This window comes from Xanthomonas euroxanthea, from assembly GCF_900476395.1.
In the GTDB taxonomy this organism is placed as follows: domain Bacteria; phylum Pseudomonadota; class Gammaproteobacteria; order Xanthomonadales; family Xanthomonadaceae; genus Xanthomonas; species Xanthomonas euroxanthea.
The window spans coordinates 857,012-871,585 of record NZ_UIHB01000001.1; the positions used below are offsets into that span (position 1 = coordinate 857,012).

General features: G+C 66.5%; 13 protein-coding genes. 11 read left to right on the top strand and 2 right to left on the bottom strand.

What is annotated here, in order from left to right:
* Window positions 1-184 precede the first annotated feature (184 nt).
* The 5 genes from CPBF1521_RS03685 to CPBF1521_RS03705 all read left to right on the top strand — a co-directional run bounded on the left by CPBF1521_RS03685 (window position 185) and on the right by CPBF1521_RS03705 (window position 5,824).
* The gene (locus CPBF1521_RS03685; protein ID WP_104583777.1) at window positions 185-1,168 is read left to right on the top strand and encodes a CsgG/HfaB family protein; all 984 of its coding nucleotides are present in this window, start codon (window positions 185-187) and stop codon (window positions 1,166-1,168) included.
* Between the two features lie 126 nt (window positions 1,169-1,294).
* Entirely contained in the window at window positions 1,295-1,573 is a 279-nt protein-coding gene (locus CPBF1521_RS03690; RefSeq protein ID WP_104583778.1) for a YbeD family protein, read from the top strand.
* Window positions 1,561-2,259: a lipoyl(octanoyl) transferase LipB gene (lipB, locus tag CPBF1521_RS03695; protein WP_104649218.1), complete on the top strand. Its 699-nt coding sequence runs from the start codon at window positions 1,561-1,563 to the stop codon at window positions 2,257-2,259. Before CPBF1521_RS03690 ends, lipB begins: the two co-directional genes overlap by 13 nt.
* Window positions 2,260-2,274: 15 nt before the next feature.
* Window positions 2,275-3,288, top strand: coding sequence for a lipoyl synthase (gene lipA / locus CPBF1521_RS03700; protein WP_115676014.1), 1,014 nt, complete (start codon window positions 2,275-2,277; stop codon window positions 3,286-3,288).
* 376 nt (window positions 3,289-3,664) lie between these two features.
* Entirely contained in the window at window positions 3,665-5,824 is a 2,160-nt protein-coding gene (locus CPBF1521_RS03705) for a carboxy terminal-processing peptidase (RefSeq protein ID WP_180496985.1), read from the top strand.
* Between the two features lie 186 nt (window positions 5,825-6,010).
* On the opposite strand, the gene CPBF1521_RS03710 is transcribed toward CPBF1521_RS03705, so the two are convergent.
* A complete protein-coding gene (locus tag CPBF1521_RS03710) occupies window positions 6,011-6,754 on the bottom strand; it encodes a sulfite exporter TauE/SafE family protein (protein WP_115676016.1) in 744 nt (247 codons plus the stop codon).
* A 195-nt stretch (window positions 6,755-6,949) separates the two neighbouring features.
* Between CPBF1521_RS03710 and CPBF1521_RS03715 the strand changes: the two genes are divergently transcribed.
* Entirely contained in the window at window positions 6,950-7,834 is an 885-nt protein-coding gene (locus CPBF1521_RS03715) for a LysR substrate-binding domain-containing protein (protein WP_115676018.1), read from the top strand.
* A gap of 54 nt (window positions 7,835-7,888) precedes the next feature.
* Here the strand turns inward: CPBF1521_RS03715 and CPBF1521_RS03720 are convergent, their stop codons facing one another.
* A complete protein-coding gene (locus CPBF1521_RS03720) occupies window positions 7,889-8,755 on the bottom strand; it encodes an endonuclease/exonuclease/phosphatase family protein (RefSeq protein WP_115676020.1) in 867 nt (288 codons plus the stop codon).
* A 163-nt stretch (window positions 8,756-8,918) separates the two neighbouring features.
* Here CPBF1521_RS03720 and CPBF1521_RS03725 point away from each other — a divergent pair, with 163 nt between their 5' ends.
* From CPBF1521_RS03725 to CPBF1521_RS03745, 5 genes are all read left to right on the top strand, one after another.
* Complete coding sequence (locus CPBF1521_RS03725) at window positions 8,919-9,974, top strand: bifunctional nicotinamide-nucleotide adenylyltransferase/Nudix hydroxylase (RefSeq protein ID WP_115676022.1); 1,056 nt, start codon at window positions 8,919-8,921, stop codon at window positions 9,972-9,974.
* Window positions 9,975-10,099: 125 nt separating this feature from the next.
* Entirely contained in the window at window positions 10,100-11,503 is a 1,404-nt protein-coding gene (locus tag CPBF1521_RS03730) for a nicotinate phosphoribosyltransferase (protein ID WP_115676024.1), read from the top strand.
* Between the two features lie 22 nt (window positions 11,504-11,525).
* Window positions 11,526-12,623 (top strand): hypothetical protein, encoded by a 1,098-nt coding sequence (locus CPBF1521_RS03735; RefSeq protein ID WP_115676513.1) that lies wholly within the window; start codon window positions 11,526-11,528, stop codon window positions 12,621-12,623.
* On the top strand, window positions 12,616-13,680 hold the full coding sequence (locus CPBF1521_RS03740; RefSeq protein ID WP_115676026.1) for a DNA methyltransferase: 1,065 nt from the start codon (window positions 12,616-12,618) through the stop codon (window positions 13,678-13,680). The genes CPBF1521_RS03735 and CPBF1521_RS03740 overlap by 8 nt, the downstream gene beginning before the upstream one ends.
* A 74-nt stretch (window positions 13,681-13,754) precedes the next feature.
* Window positions 13,755-14,555 (top strand): DUF2242 domain-containing protein, encoded by an 801-nt coding sequence (locus CPBF1521_RS03745; protein ID WP_181901096.1) that lies wholly within the window; start codon window positions 13,755-13,757, stop codon window positions 14,553-14,555.
* The last annotated feature ends 19 nt before the right edge of the window (window positions 14,556-14,574 follow it).

Sequence of the window (14,574 nt, forward strand, 5' to 3'; positions counted from 1 at the left end):
TGCAGCGGCGGAGTCTGGAACACCAGTCCGTTCCATTTGCGGTATGACGGCCATGAAAAGCTCGCGCGAATAGCATATGATCCGCCCCCGGGGAAACCAGCCCCAAGGAACGGCGGCCTTCTCAGGCCGTTTCATCACAACGGATCGCGTTTGCCGACGGCAGCGCAGGTGTCAGGGGAAGAATATGAGCAAGACGATTTCTGTGAGCGCAGCGCTGTTGTCCGGCGTGGTGGGCATTGCACTGGCCAGCGTCAGCGCGCCGGCCCTGGCCGGACTGAAGGATGCCTTCAAGGGCTCCGCACAGGATCAGCGCAAGGATGCCGTCGCGCAGATCCCGGTGTGTGCCAAGCCGCTGGGCAGCCTGTCGGTGATCGAGCCGGAGGACGCAGTCAACTGGTGGTCCGGTCAGCAATTGCCGGCGCCATCCAAGTTGATCAAGGTCTTCGTCAACCGTTCGCGCTGCTTCACCCTGGTGGACCGTGGCGCGGGCATGGCGGCATCGCAGCGCGAGCGCGATATGGCGGCAAACGGCGATCTGCGCGCACGTTCCAACGTGGGCAAGGGCCAGATCCGCGCAGCCGATTATGTGATGACGCCGGACCTCATTTCGCAGAACCACAATGCCGGCGGCAGTGCCATTGCCGGCATGCTGGGCGGCCTGGTGGGTGGCAATGCCGGCAACCTGGTCGGTGGCCTGAACCTCAACAAGAAGACCGCTGACGTGGTGCTGACCATCACCGATGTGCGCTCCTCCGAACAGGTCGCCATGGCCGAAGGCAACGCGAAGAAGACCGACCTGGGCTGGGGCGCGCGTGGCAACGTCTTCACCGGCGGCGACTACGGCGCGGCCGGTGCCGGCGGTTATGCCAACACCGAGATCGGCCAGGTGATCACCCTGGCCTATCTGCAGGCTTACACCGACGTCGTCACCCAGCTCGGCGGTCTGTCCGGCAACGCGGCTGCATCCAATGTGCAGCAGGCTGTGACCGTGACCCGTGCGGGGCGTCTGTTGGGCAATGCCAAGGGCACTGGCGCGGCCGTGCGCACGTTGGAGCCGGGCATGATGCTGTACCCGACCGGCACCAAGGAAGGCGTCATGTGGGAAGTCGAAGACGAAATGGGTAATCGTGGCTGGGTCTCGTCGGCCATGCTGGAACTGTCCAAATAAGCAATAGCGCCATCCATGCCGGGCGTGACGCGTCTGGCGTGAAACGACGGGGCCCCGATGGCCCCGTCGTTCTTTCCCACGTACTGCGGGCTTGGGTTTGTCCGCCATCGTCCCGATAATGGGCGGATGGAAATCAGCACCGACAACCCCGATCACGGCTTCCAGTTTCCCGGCACCTTCGAGCTCAGCGCCATGGGCGCGGCCGAGCGCGGGCTGGAAAGCGAACTTCCGCGCCTGCTCGCCGCCACCGGCGTGGAGCTGCTGGAGGAAAGCATCAGCTGGAAGCATTCGTCCAGCGGCAAGTATGTCTCGGTCAAGATCGGCTTCCGCGCCGAAAGCCGCGCGCAGTTCGACGCTGCGCACCAGGCGCTGCGCGACCATCCGGAAGTGAAGTGGACGCTGTAGCGGTGCAGACGCTGGCGGGCCCGGTCCCCGCCCTGCCGGCGCAGTGGCGCGATCTCGGTCGACAGGAGTACGCGCCGGTGTGGCGCGCGATGCAGCGGTTCACCGATGCGCGTGATGACGCCACGGCCGACGAGGTCTGGGCGGTCGAACATGCGCCGGTGTTTACGCTGGGCCAGGCGGGCAAGCCCGAGCACGTGCTGGCGCCGGGCGAGATTCCGGTGCTGCAGGTCGATCGTGGTGGCCAGGTGACCTACCACGGCCCGGGCCAGCTGGTGGTCTATCCGCTGCTGGATCTGCGCCGGCTCAAGATCGGCGTACGCGATTACGTGTGCAAGATCGAGCAGGCGCTGATCGACACGCTGGAAGAGTGGAACATCGTCGCCGAGCGCCGCGACGGCGCGCCGGGCGTGTACGTGGGCGGGGCCAAGATCGCCGCGCTCGGCATCCGGGTGCGGCGCGGCTGCACCTTCCACGGCCTGTCGTTCAACGTGGCGATGGACCTGGAGCCGTTCCACCGCATCAATCCCTGCGGCTACCAGGGCCTGCAGGTGACCTCGGTGCTAGACTTGGGCGGCCCCTCCGGGATGGACGCCGTCAAGGCGGTGCTGCTCGATCAGCTGGCGCGCCAGTTCGGTCTCGTCCTGCAGCCCGCGTCCGCGTTGCCCGACCTTTCGCTTCCGGCCTGAGCGCCCGTTATTGCCATGACCCAGCCTATCGCCCGTTCCATCCCCTTGCAGGTCGTCTCCGGCGACTCCGCCGCACCTGCGCCGTTGCAGACCGGCGTCAAGCAGATCGGTGGCGACAAGATCAATCGCTCGCCGGTGCAGTTCGTCGATGCGCCGGTGCTGCGCAAGCCGTCCTGGATCCGCGTGCGGATTCCGTCCGGCAATGCAGTGCAGAACCTCAAGGCCAAGCTGCGCGAAAACCGCCTGGTCACGGTCTGCGAGGAAGCCAGCTGCCCGAACATCCACGAGTGCTTCAGCCACGGCACCGCGACCTTCATGATCCTGGGCGAGGTGTGCACGCGGCGCTGCTCGTTCTGCGATGTAGCGCACGGTCGGCCCAAGCCGCCGGATGCGAACGAGCCGGCCAGCCTGGCCACCACCGTGGCCGACATGGGCCTGAAGTACGTGGTGGTGACCAGCGTGGACCGCGACGATCTGCGCGACGGCGGTGCCCAGCATTTCGTCGACTGCATTGCGGCCATCCGGGCCAGTTCGCCCAAGACCCGCATCGAGATCCTGACCCCGGACTTCCGCGGCAAGGGCCGCATGGACCGCGCACTGGAGATCCTGGCGCTCAGCCCGCCGGACGTGTTCAACCACAACATCGAAACCGTGCCGGACCTGTATCCGAACGTGCGTCCCGGTGCCGACTACCAGTGGTCGCTGACCCTGCTGCAGCGCTTCAAGGCGCAGCATCCGTCCATCGCCACCAAGTCCGGCATCATGCTCGGCCTGGGCGAGACGATGGAACAGGTGCAGGCCACCTTGCGCGACCTGCGCGCGCACGATGTGGACATGATCACCATCGGCCAGTACCTGCAGCCGACGCCGCACCACCATCCGGTGATGCGCTACTGGACGCCGGAGGAATACAAGGCGCTGGAGGAGTACGGCAATGCGCTGGGCTTCAGCCACGTCGCCTCCGGACCGATGGTGCGCTCGTCGTACCATGCCGACCGGCAGGCGGCCGGCGCCGGCGTGGCTGCCTAAGGCAGGCGATCGCCCCCGTGCTCAGGCGGCTGCGGTCGCCAGCCCGGGCGGATGTACCGTCTGGCACCGCAGCTGCGTGCTGGCCGGGCGCATCCCACGTGGCAACTGCGTGCGAGCGGTTGCAACGATTTCGATGCCAAGCGACCCACGAGACCCCGCCTCTTGCGGGGTCTTGTCGTATCCGGCCTTTGCGTTCTGACCTGCAGGGTACGGTCGCGTTCACAATCCGCTACAGGCCCGGCGCTAGGCTGATTCAGCCAGCGGATGACAACGCCAGCAACTTTCGGCACTGTCATGCTGTCCGATCCGTTCACCGCCTTTCTTTCGTCGGCCCTGTGCCGAGAGCCATTCGATGACCTACAACGTTTCTGCGTCCATGAAGGCCGGCCTGCTGGCGCTGGTGTTGACCACCCCGATGGCATTGCTCGCACGCGCCGATACGGCCTTGCCGGCCGCAGCCACGCCCGACCAGGCCACCGCGACCAAGCTGGTCTATGGCCTGCTCTCCGATAGCCGTTACGCCTACCGTCCGCGCACGCTGGACGAGGCGATGACCAAGGACGTGTTCAAGCGCTATCTGGAAACCCTGGACGGCAGCAAACAGTTTTTCACCCAGACCGACATCACCGGCTTCGCGCCGCTGGAAGCGGGCGTAGGCGATGCGCTGCGCGGCGGCAAGCTGGATCCGGCGTTCCAGGTGTTTTCGGTCTACAAGAAGCGTGTGGATCAGCGCGTCAAGTACGCACGCGACCTGCTCAAGCAGGACTTCGATTTCACCGGCAGCGACAAGTTCGAGTACGACCGCAAGGACGTGCCGTGGGCCGCCGACGACAAGCAGCTGGACGTGCTGTGGCGCCAGTCGGTAATGAACGACTGGCTGCGCCTGAAGCTGGCCGGCAAAAAGCCTGAGGACATCCGCAAGACGCTGGACAAGCGCTATGCCGCGCTGGCCGATTCGGTCAACGAGTTGAAGGCCGAGGACGTGTTCCAGTTCTTCCTCAACGCCTACACCAATGCGGTCGATCCACACACCGATTACTTCACCCCGCGCACGGCCGAAAACTTCAATCAGCAGATGTCGCTGTCGCTGGAAGGCATCGGTGCGCAGCTGCAGAAGCAGGACGACATGGTGGTGATCCGCGAGGTGATCCCGGGTGGTCCGGCGGCGGTGGATGGCACGCTCAAGCCGGGCGATCGCATCGTCGGCGTGGGCCAGGCCAAGAACGGCGCGATCGAGGATGTGATCGGCTGGCGCATCGACGATGTGGTGGCCAAGATCCGCGGCAGCAAGGACACCCAGGTGCGCCTGGAGTACATCCCGGCCGAGTCGGGCATCGACGGCAAGCACCGCACGGTGACGCTGACCCGGCAGAAGGTGCGCCTGGCCGAACAGGCCGCCAAGGGCGAGACCATCACCCTGCCGGCCAAGGGCAGCGAGCCGGAGCGTCGCATCGGCATCATCAAGTTGCCGGGCTTCTATCAGGATTTCGAAGGCCGTCGGCGCAACGCGACCGACTATGCTTCGGCAACGCGCGACGTCGCCAAGCTGCTGGCCGGCTTCAAGACCGACAAGGTCGACGGCGTGGTGCTGGACCTGCGCAACAACGGCGGCGGTTCGCTGGACGAAGCGATCGAGCTCACCGGCCTGTTCATCGAGCAGGGTCCGGTGGTGCAGGTGCGCGAATCCGGCGGCCGCGTCACCGTCAATGGCGACAGCAATCCCAAGGTCGCCTGGGATGGTCCGCTGGGCGTGTTGATCAATCGCGGCTCGGCGTCGGCGTCGGAGATCTTTGCCGGCGCCATCCAGGATTATGGTCGCGGTCTGGTGATTGGTGAAACCAGCTTCGGCAAGGGCACGGTCCAGAATATCGTCGACCTGGACCGCTGGCCGGCTGCGGAAGGCCAGCGCTATGGGCAGGTCAAGCTAACGATCGCGCAGTTCTTCCGCGTCAGCGGCTCCAGTACCCAGCACAAGGGCGTGGTGCCGGACATCGCTTTCCCGGCCAGCGTGGATGCCACCGAGTTCGGCGAGAGCACCTACGACAATGCGCTGCCGTGGACGCGCATTGCCGCCGCGCCGCATACCCAGTACGGCAACTTCGCGCCGCTGCTGCCCAAGTTGCAGGTCCTGCACACCGCGCGTATCGCCACCGACAAGGAGTTCCAGTGGTGGGAAGAGGACGTCAAGCAGTTCCGCGATGAGAAGGCCAAGAAGTACATCTCGTTGAACGAGGCCGAGCGCGTTGCCGAGCGTCAGAAGCAGGATCAGCAGCGCAAGGACCGCCAGCAGTTGCGCAAGCAGCTGGGCCTGCCGCTGGATCCGCTTGCCGAAGACAGCGACGACGGCCTGACCGGCAACGAGCGCGATATCGTCAAGGACACCGCACGCGAAAAGGCCGCGGAAAAGCGCCCGGACCCGTTGCTGCACGAATCGGCCGCCATCCTGGCCGATGCGCTGGGCCTGCTGTCGCAGGACCAGCCGCTGTCGGCGCAGGTGCTGCCGCAGTCGACCGCACCGGGACGCTGGGCCGACTGATCGTCTGCCGAGCACCCGGCGACTCCATCGGGTTGAAGGAATAAAAAACGCCACCGCACTGCGGTGGCGTTTTTGTTGGCCGACCTTTCGTATCGGTCTTACCGGCGCGAGCGGGTGTGACTGCGGATCGACCAGCCGGCTGCCGTGCCGGTATGCCTTGCAGTGTTCAGTGCGTCCGATGCGACCTTACGCCAGTGCCTGCCAGATGCCTTGCAGGCCGAGCACCAGCAGCGTGGCGAAAAAGAAGCGCCGGAACGTCTCGGCGGAAATGCGATGGCGTACCCAGGCACCCAGCCACATGCCGGTGGCGGTGGGCAGCAGCGCCCACAGCGATGGAGCGATCGCCGCACCCGGTAGCGCGCCGTGCCAGGCCAGGGCGATGGCCAGCGCCAGCGTCGCAACGCCGAAACACCAGCCCAGAGACCGGATCAACGACTCGCGCGGGAGCTGCAATGCGGTGAGGTAAGGCAGTGATGGCAGCACGAACACGCCGGTGGCGCCACTCAACAGGCCGGTGACCAGCCCGGCCACTGGTCCGGCCCAGGGTTCGTGACGCGCCTGCAGCGTCCACTGGCGGCGGGCCAGCCCAAGCAGGGCATACACTGCCAGCAGCACGCCCAGCCCGGCGCGGACCAGGGTGGGATCGGCGCCTGTCATCACTCCTGCGCTCAGCCAGGTGCCGAGCGTCACGGTTGCCAGCAATGGCCACAGGCGCCGCAACAGGGCGAGCGTGTCTGGTCCCCAGGCTTGCTGCACATTCGTCACCAGCGAAGGCAGCGCCAGTAACGTCGCTGCCTCGGCAGGTGTCAGCCATAGACCCAGCAGCCCCATTGCCACTGTCGGCAAGCCCATTCCGGCCACGCCCTTGACCCAGCCAGCCAGCAAGAAAATACCTGCGATCAGATACCAATGGGTGTGCAAGGTCTCCATGCAGGCAAGGATCCGGGCTTGTTCCGCGGCGGACAATGCGGGATTGTTTGATGCAGGCTTCGGTACAGCCGAAGGCTGAGGCACGGGACGCGGGGGCGTGGAAGGATCCATGGCCAGCTAGGTGGCGGTTTGACCAAGCTGCCTTGTCGGCGGCCGGTGCACATCGATTGACGTACACGTGCCTGTGGAGCGCTCATGCATCTGGAATTTGTCGATCTACGCTTGTTCATCGCGGTGGTCGAGGCAGGCAGCATCACTGCCGGCGCGCAACGGGCGGCGTTGTCGTTGGCGGCTGCCAGCGCGCGGATTCGTGCGCTGGAGCTGCAAGTGGGCGCCGTCCTGCTGGAACGCGGGCGCCGCGGTGTCAGCCTGACCCCGGCCGGCGGTGTGTTGCTGCGGCACGCACGGCAGTTGCAGCGGCAGACCGAGGCGTTGCAGCTGGAGCTGGGCGGCTACGGTGGCGGCGGGCAGGTGACGCTGCGGCTGGCGGCCAATACCGCGGCGCTGTCGGCATGGCTGCCCGAACGGCTGGCGGATTTTCTCATCGCACACCCGCAGCTGGATCTGGCGTTGACCGAGCAGGGCAGCGACGAAGCCGCCGATGCGGTGCGCGAGGAACGCGCCGACATCGCCGTGGTCGCAGGCCATGCCGATGTCAGTGGCCTGCAGGTGCTGCCGTTCCGTAAGGATCGGCTGGTGCTAGTGATGGCTGCCACGCATCCACTGGCTGGCGCCTCGACGCTGCGATTGAACGAGCTGGCCGGAATGGACACGCTGGGCCTGGCCGGCGACAGCGCCTTGCAACGGCACCTGCGCGTACACGTGAACCGCGCCGGCGTGCAGTTGCGCACGCGTGCAAAGGTGCAAGGCATCGACGCGTTGTGCCGCATGCTCGCACAAGGCATGGGCGTGGCGATTCTTCCGCACGCCGCAGTGCAACGCTCATGCGTGCGCGATCGGCTGGTCACCGTGCCCCTGGATGAAGCATGGGCACCTCGGCAACTGTCGATCGTGCTGCGTCACGGGCCCGCGCCACCGACCATGCTGCAAGCGCTGGTCGATTGGCTGCAACGCGATTGACCTGCGCGCCGTCAGACGGGCCGGCATCGTGACAGCGTCACCTCGCCGGCACGATCAATGCGGCCAGGCGAATTCGGCCAGCACCGGGTAGTGGTCGGAGGGCAACACACCGCCTGGGCGGGTATCCAGCGTGAAAAAGCGTGTTGGTGTCAGGCCACGGAACAGGATCCAGTCGATGCGTCGGGTCGGTTGCGTGGTGAAGTCCTGGAAGGTTTTTTCCGGGCCTTGCGGCGCCGAGACGCGGGCGCGTGCATCGCCAAGCGTGGCGGTGAGGATGCGGTAGGTGCCCTGGTCAGGATCGCTGTTGAAGTCACCGGTCAGCACCACCGGCATGTCGGCCGGCAGCGACGCGATGCGCGACAGGATGACGCGCGCGCTGTGCTCGCGGGCGGCCTCGTCCTGGTCGCGGTGGGCGAAGTGCGTGTTGAGCAGATAGAAGCGGCGCTTGTCGCTGCGGCGCTCGAACAAGGCCCAGGTCACCATGCGTGGCAGGTCGGTATTCCAGCTGCGGCTGCCGGGCACCTGCGGCGTTTCCGATAGCCAGAAGTCGCCCGATTCGACCACCGACAACGTGCGGCTGTCGTAGAACACACCCATGTGTTCGCCATTGCCGTCGGCGTCGCGGCCCTTGCCGAACCAGCGGTAATCAGGCAGCTGTGCAGCCAGATACTGCGCCTGTTCCTGCACCAGTTCCTGCATTCCGAAGACGTCCGGGTGCGCTTGTTCGATCGATGCCACCATCGCCGTGCGGCGCACGGCCCAGCGCTTGTCACCGTCGGTGTCCACCGGCACGCGCACGTTGAACGACATCACCCGCAAGGGCGCAGGCGCGGGTGCGGCCAATGCAGGCAGGGCGATGCACAGCAGCGCGAGTGCGGCGAGCAAGGAACGTGAGATAGCGCGAAAGGACAGGCGTGGCATGCAGGCGGATTCCTCAAGGACCAATCGGCGAGTCTAATCGGCCTGCATGACCGAAATGTCATTGCGACACCGCGCCGGCTTGACGTTATCGCGCATCGGCGTAGCATTTGCACCAAGCCAGCGGATAGACCGCTGGCTACCTAGCCAACCGTGAGGGATTCTCATGGCATCGCAGTACGACTATCTCGTGTTCATCGGGCGTTTCGAGCCCTTTCATAACGGCCACGCCGCCGTCGCCCGCCATGCGCTGGGCAAGGCGAACAAGCTCATCGTGTTGATCGGTTCTGCCGACACCCCCCGCACCATTCGCAATCCGTGGACCGTCGCCGAACGCGCGGTGATGATCGAGTCCGCGTTGCCGGGCGAGAGCCCGCGGCTGATCTTGCGCCCGTTGCGCGACCATCTGTACAACGAAAGCCTGTGGATTGCCGAGGTGCAGCGGCAGGTTGCCGAGGCCGTGCAGGCCGATGGCGGCACGCTCGATGCACGCATCGGCCTGATCGGCATGGACAAGGACGCCAGCAGCTATTACCTGCGCGAGTTTCCGCAGTGGCCGCTGGAAGACGTGCAACATACCGCCACGCTGTCGGCCACCGAATTGCGCCGCTACCTGTTCGAGGCCGGCGAGATCGGCTTCCACGGTGGGCTGCTGATGCTGCGTGGCAATGTGCCGGCGCCGGTGTACGACATGCTGGACGCGTTCCGGCGCAATTCGCCGAGCTACGCACAGCTGGTGGCCGAATACCGCTTCATCGAGCAGTATCGCGCCGCGTGGAAGGACGCCCCGTATCCGCCGACCTTCGTCACCACTGATGCGGTGGTGGTGCATTCGGGCCACGTGCTGCTGGTGCGTCGACGTGCCGAGCCGGGCAAGGGTCTGTGGGCGTTGCCGGGCGGTTTCGTCGGCCAGGACGAAGGCCTGCTGGACGGCTGCCTGCGCGAACTGCGCGAGGAAACCCGGCTGAAAGTGCCGGTGCCGGTGCTCAAGGGGTCGTTGCGTGGGCGCCAGGTGTTCGATCACCCCGAGCGCAGCTTGCGCGGGCGCACCATCACCCATGCCTTCCACTTCGAGTTTCCGGCCGGCGAGTTGCCTGCGGTGCGCGGGGGCGACGATGCCGACAAGGCGCGCTGGATTCCGCTTGCGGAAGTGATGGCGATGGGGCCGCGCCTGTACGAAGATCACCTGCATATCCTCGAATTCTTTCTGGGTCGCGGCTGAGAGCGACAACGGGCGCGTGCCGTCGTCCACCAAAGGCATCCGCGCGCAATCCAAGATCGGCTCGAACCGTAGCCTCCCGCCGGCGGACAGACCGCCGGTTCACCCGACGCGAAGGAGCTTCCGTCATGCATTACCTCGATAACCTGCTGCTCAACACCGACAGCTACAAGGCCAGCCACTGGCTGCAGTATCCACCTGGCACCGATGCGGCGTTTTTCTATGTCGAATCGCGCGGTGGCGTCTACGACCAGACCGTGTTCTTCGGCCTGCAGTCGATCCTGAAGGAGGCGATCAACCGGCCGGTGACGCATGCCGACATCGACGATGCGAAGGCCTTGCTGGCCGCGCATGGCGAGCCGTTCAACGAAGCCGGCTGGCGCGACATCGTCGATCGTCTCGGCGGGCAACTGCCGATCCGCATCCGCGCCGTGCCCGAAGGTGTGGTCGTGCCCACGCACAATGTGTTGATGACGATCGAATCCACCGATGCCAAGGCGTTCTGGGTGCCGTCGTATCTGGAAACACTGCTGTTGCGCGTGTGGTACCCGGTGACGGTGGCAACGGTGAGCTGGCAGGTGAAGCAGGTCGTGCGCGATTACCTGCAGCGCACCAGCGACGATCCGGAAGGGCAGTTGCCGTTCAAGCTGCATGACTTCGGCGCGCGTGGTGTCTCCAGTCTTGGCTCGGCCGCGCTGGGCGGTGCGGCGCATCTGGTGAACTTCCTCGGTACCGATACCTTGTCGGCGTTGTTGCTGGCGCGTGCGCACTACCACACGCCGGTGGCGGGGTATTCGATTCCCGCCGCCGAGCACAGCACCATCACCAGCTGGGGCCGCGAGCGCGAGGCCGATGCGTACCGCAACATGCTGACGCAGTTCGCGCGTCCCGGCTCGCTGGTGGCGGTGGTGTCGGACAGCTACGACATCTACCACGCGATCCGCGAGCATTGGGGCACCACCTTGCGCGAGCAGGTGATCGCCTCCGGTGCGACGGTGGTGATCCGCCCGGATTCGGGCGACCCGGTGGACGTGGTCGAGCACTGCCTGGTGCTGCTGGACGAGGCCTTCGGCCATCGGCTCAACGGCAAGGGCTACAAGGTGCTCAACCATGTGCGGGTGATCCAGGGCGATGGTATCAATCCACAGTCGCTGCGCGCGATCCTCGAACGCATCACCGCTGCCGGGTATGCCGCCGACAACGTCGCCTTCGGCATGGGCGGTGCGCTGTTGCAGAAGGTGGATCGCGATACGCAGAAGTTCGCGCTGAAGTGCTCGGCCGTGCGCGTGGACGGACAATGGGTCGATGTCTACAAGGACCCGGTCACCGACAAGGGCAAGCAGAGCAAGCGCGGTCGGCTGACCTTGCTGCGCAACCGTGGCGATGGCAGTTATCGCAGTGCGTTGCTGGACGACGTCGGCACGCATGCAGACAGCGACGATGCGCTGGTGACGGTGTGGGAAAACGGCGTCATGCAGCAGGAGTGGACCCTGGAACAGGTGCGCGCACGTGCCGACGCCGCGCGCCGCTGACGTTCGCCACGCAGGCACCGCCATGCGCGCGATCGATGACAACGCGTTGCTGTCTGCCTCGCCGCTGCTGGCCGGGTTGCGCGCCGCCTCCCCCAGCCTGTGGCGGCGCGTGCCGCAGCAGGGCGAGAGCGGCCGATGGCATGCACTGCGCATCGGCGCACGCATGTACCGGGCAGCGCTGCCGATCACGTTCACTCCGTATGCGTCGGTACGGCCGTGCTCGGCGCGTTGCGGATTCTGCTCGGAAAACCTGCGCCAGCATCATGGTGGCGCGGCGGCAGCGATGTTGCGGCCAGGGCCGGACTACTTTGCGCAGTTGCGCGCTGCGTTGCAGCTGCTGCACGAGGTGCCGTTGTCGTATTCGTTGTCCGGCCTGGAGATGACCGACGATCCGGACTGGTTGCAGACCCTGCTGCAGACCCTGGCGACGACGCCCGACGGCCCGCGCGTGGAGCAGCGCGTGCTGTACAGCAATGGCGCCGGCTTTGCGCGCGCGCAGGGGGCACAGCTGATCGATGCCCTGGTCGAGTTCGGCCTGTCGTGGATCGAGCTGTCGCGCCACCACCCGCTGCAGGCCGGCAACGATGCGATCATGCGCTTTCGTCCCGGCGAACCCATTGCCGATGCAGCTACTTTCGCGCGCACGGCGCAACGCCTTGCAGCGCGCCTGCCGGTGCGGCTGGTCTGCATCGTGCAGCGGGGCGGGGTGGACACTGCCGATGCCGTGGTGCAGTACCTCGCGTGGGCGCGCAGCTGTGGCGCCACGCAGGTGATCTTTCGCGAACTGTCGCGTCTGGACGATGCGTACCGTAGCAACGGCACCTGGCGGTACATCGCGCAGCATCGCATCGGCATGGAGCGCCTGTTGGCGGACTGCATGCAGCAGCGGTGGTGGTCGCGCTGGCAGGCGGATGGCATGACCGAGGGCTATTACTTCTGGAATCTGCGCATGCGCAGCGAAGACGGCCTGGACGTGGTGTTCGAAAGTGCCGACTACGCGGCCATGCACGCACGCCATGCCACCGGCGACCTCTACAAGCTGGTGTTCTTTGCCAATGGCCGCCTGTGTGCGGGCTGGGACCCGGATGCCGATGTGCTGTGGGAGCCGGCCGGTGGATGAGCTCGATCAGCGCAGCTGGTGGATGCCCACACCGGATGACCCGTCCTGGGCACTGCCCGAGGCGGTGCGCGCAGCCGATCCACTTGGCGGGCGCGACTGTGGCTGGGTCAACCAGATGCGCCCGTTCGTGCGGCACTTCAGCGCGCCGGGCGCGCAGGTGTTCGACCCGTTCTGCGGATTCGGCAGCACGCTGCTGGCGGCGACGCTGGAAGGGCGTGGCGCGCATGGCATGGAGATCGATGCCGCACGTGCGCAACTGGCACGCACGCGCCTGCAGCGGCACGGCGTGCAGGCGCCGGTGGTGGTCGGCACGCTGGTCGACACCGCGCCTGCCGCGGCGATCGACCTGTGCCTGACCAACGTGCCGTATTTCGGTTGCCGCTGGCACGGTGAGGCGCTGCCCGGGCAGCTGTACGCCAGTGCCGATTACGCGGGCTATCTGTCCGGCATGCGCGCGGTATTGCATGCGCTGCGCAAGCGGTTGCGACCGGGTGGGTTCGGTGTGGCGATGGTGGAGAACGTCGTCGTCGGCGGGCGGGTGATCCCGCAGGCCTGGGATCTGGGGCGGATCCTTGCCAGCCTGTTCACCCTGCGCGAGGAGCGGGTGCTGTGCTACCGGCGGCCGGGCGCAGCGCTGGCGCCTGCAGGCACGCAGAGCAATCGCAGCCACGAGTACGCACTGATCTTCCAGCACTGCCGTGCGCGGCTGGACCTGCAGCAGGCAGCGCAGCTGCTGCACGCGTTGCGGGCAAACGGCCTGCCGGTGGAGGTACACGGCAGCTACGCGCGCTGGCTGGAGTCGCCGGCGTCGGTGCCGGAGGGGCCGGCGGATCTGGACCTGATCCTGCAGGCCGAGCAGCCGCTCTGGGACCGTCTCACCGTGTGGCTGCAGGCGCAGGGATTCGCCCTGAGCCTGTGGGGCGAGCCGTGCCGGGCGCCGGTCGCGCTGGCGGCGGTGCGTGCGCACCACTATCTGCGCGCCGAGCGCATCGGTGCAGACGGCAGCCGCCTGCAGCTGGACCTGCAACTGCCAGCGGATGAACCGCCGTTGCCCTGAGCCGGCCAGGCGACGCCGCGCGCACATGGGTTGCGGCTATGCTCTGTGCCGGTTTTGGATGCCGGAATGTCTCCATGTCTCGTTCTTCCCTGATTGCGCACAGCGCCCTGCTTGGCGCGCTGGCAACCCTGGCTGGCTGCGGCGGCAGCAAGGGCGACACGATGCTGATGCGCGAGTCGTTCAATTCCGACGACACCTATTCGCGCAATGTGGCAGCCACCTCGCCGCAGGCCTGCGAGGCCGCGCGACGGGTGTTGTTGAGCCAGGGCTATGCGGTGACGCGTGCCGATGCCGCCGCGGTGGAGGGCAGCAAGAACTTCCAGCTCAAGGAAGCCGAGCAGAGCGAACAACTCAACCTGCGCATTTCCTGCGCCACGCAGGACGGCGGCAAGGCGCAGGTGTTCGTCAGCGCATTGCAGGACCGTTACGCGCTGAAAAAGAGTTCGACCTCGGCCAGCGTCGGGGTGGGCGTGCTCGGCTCGCTGTCGCTGCCGGTGGGCAGCAGCGGCGATTCGCTGGTGCGCGTATCCAGCACCACGGTGCAGGACGCGGCCTTCTACAAGCGGTTCTTCGATCGTCTGAATTCGTATCTGCCCAAGGTCACCGAGGCGGTGCCCGCGGCTGCAGCTGCGGTGCCGCCATCGCCTGCGCATGCAATGCCAGTGGTACCGGCGGTCCCCATGCCTGCGGCGACTGCGGCCGCTCAGACGGGCGAGGCGACCAACACGCCCGCTGCCGCGCCGTCACCGGTTGCAGCGCCGGTCGCTCAGCCCCCTGTCGGGCAGCCGCCGGTGGCACCGCTGCCGGTGGAAGCGCAAGACCCGCCACCGACGCCGGCCGAGGTGCCGCAAACCGAGCCGGCAACACAGCCGTGAGGACGTGATTCAGGCTCTG

Excerpts from the sequence above, each read along its gene's own strand:
- CPBF1521_RS03735 (WP_115676513.1), top strand. The coding sequence starts at position 11,526 with ATGCGCGCGATCGATGACAACGCGTTGCTGTCTGCCTCGCCGCTGCTG.
- lipA (WP_115676014.1), top strand. The coding sequence starts at position 2,275 with ATGACCCAGCCTATCGCCCGTTCCATCCCCTTGCAGGTCGTCTCCGGC.
- CPBF1521_RS03720 (WP_115676020.1), bottom strand. The coding sequence starts at position 8,755 with ATGCCACGCCTGTCCTTTCGCGCTATCTCACGTTCCTTGCTCGCCGCA.
- CPBF1521_RS03710 (WP_115676016.1), bottom strand. The coding sequence starts at position 6,754 with ATGGAGACCTTGCACACCCATTGGTATCTGATCGCAGGTATTTTCTTG.
- CPBF1521_RS03730 (WP_115676024.1), top strand. The coding sequence starts at position 10,100 with ATGCATTACCTCGATAACCTGCTGCTCAACACCGACAGCTACAAGGCC.
- CPBF1521_RS03685 (WP_104583777.1), top strand. The coding sequence starts at position 185 with ATGAGCAAGACGATTTCTGTGAGCGCAGCGCTGTTGTCCGGCGTGGTG.
- CPBF1521_RS03725 (WP_115676022.1), top strand. The coding sequence starts at position 8,919 with ATGGCATCGCAGTACGACTATCTCGTGTTCATCGGGCGTTTCGAGCCC.
- CPBF1521_RS03690 (WP_104583778.1), top strand. The coding sequence starts at position 1,295 with ATGGAAATCAGCACCGACAACCCCGATCACGGCTTCCAGTTTCCCGGC.
- CPBF1521_RS03705 (WP_180496985.1), top strand. The coding sequence starts at position 3,665 with ATGAAGGCCGGCCTGCTGGCGCTGGTGTTGACCACCCCGATGGCATTG.
- CPBF1521_RS03745 (WP_181901096.1), top strand. The coding sequence starts at position 13,755 with ATGTCTCGTTCTTCCCTGATTGCGCACAGCGCCCTGCTTGGCGCGCTG.
- CPBF1521_RS03715 (WP_115676018.1), top strand. The coding sequence starts at position 6,950 with ATGCATCTGGAATTTGTCGATCTACGCTTGTTCATCGCGGTGGTCGAG.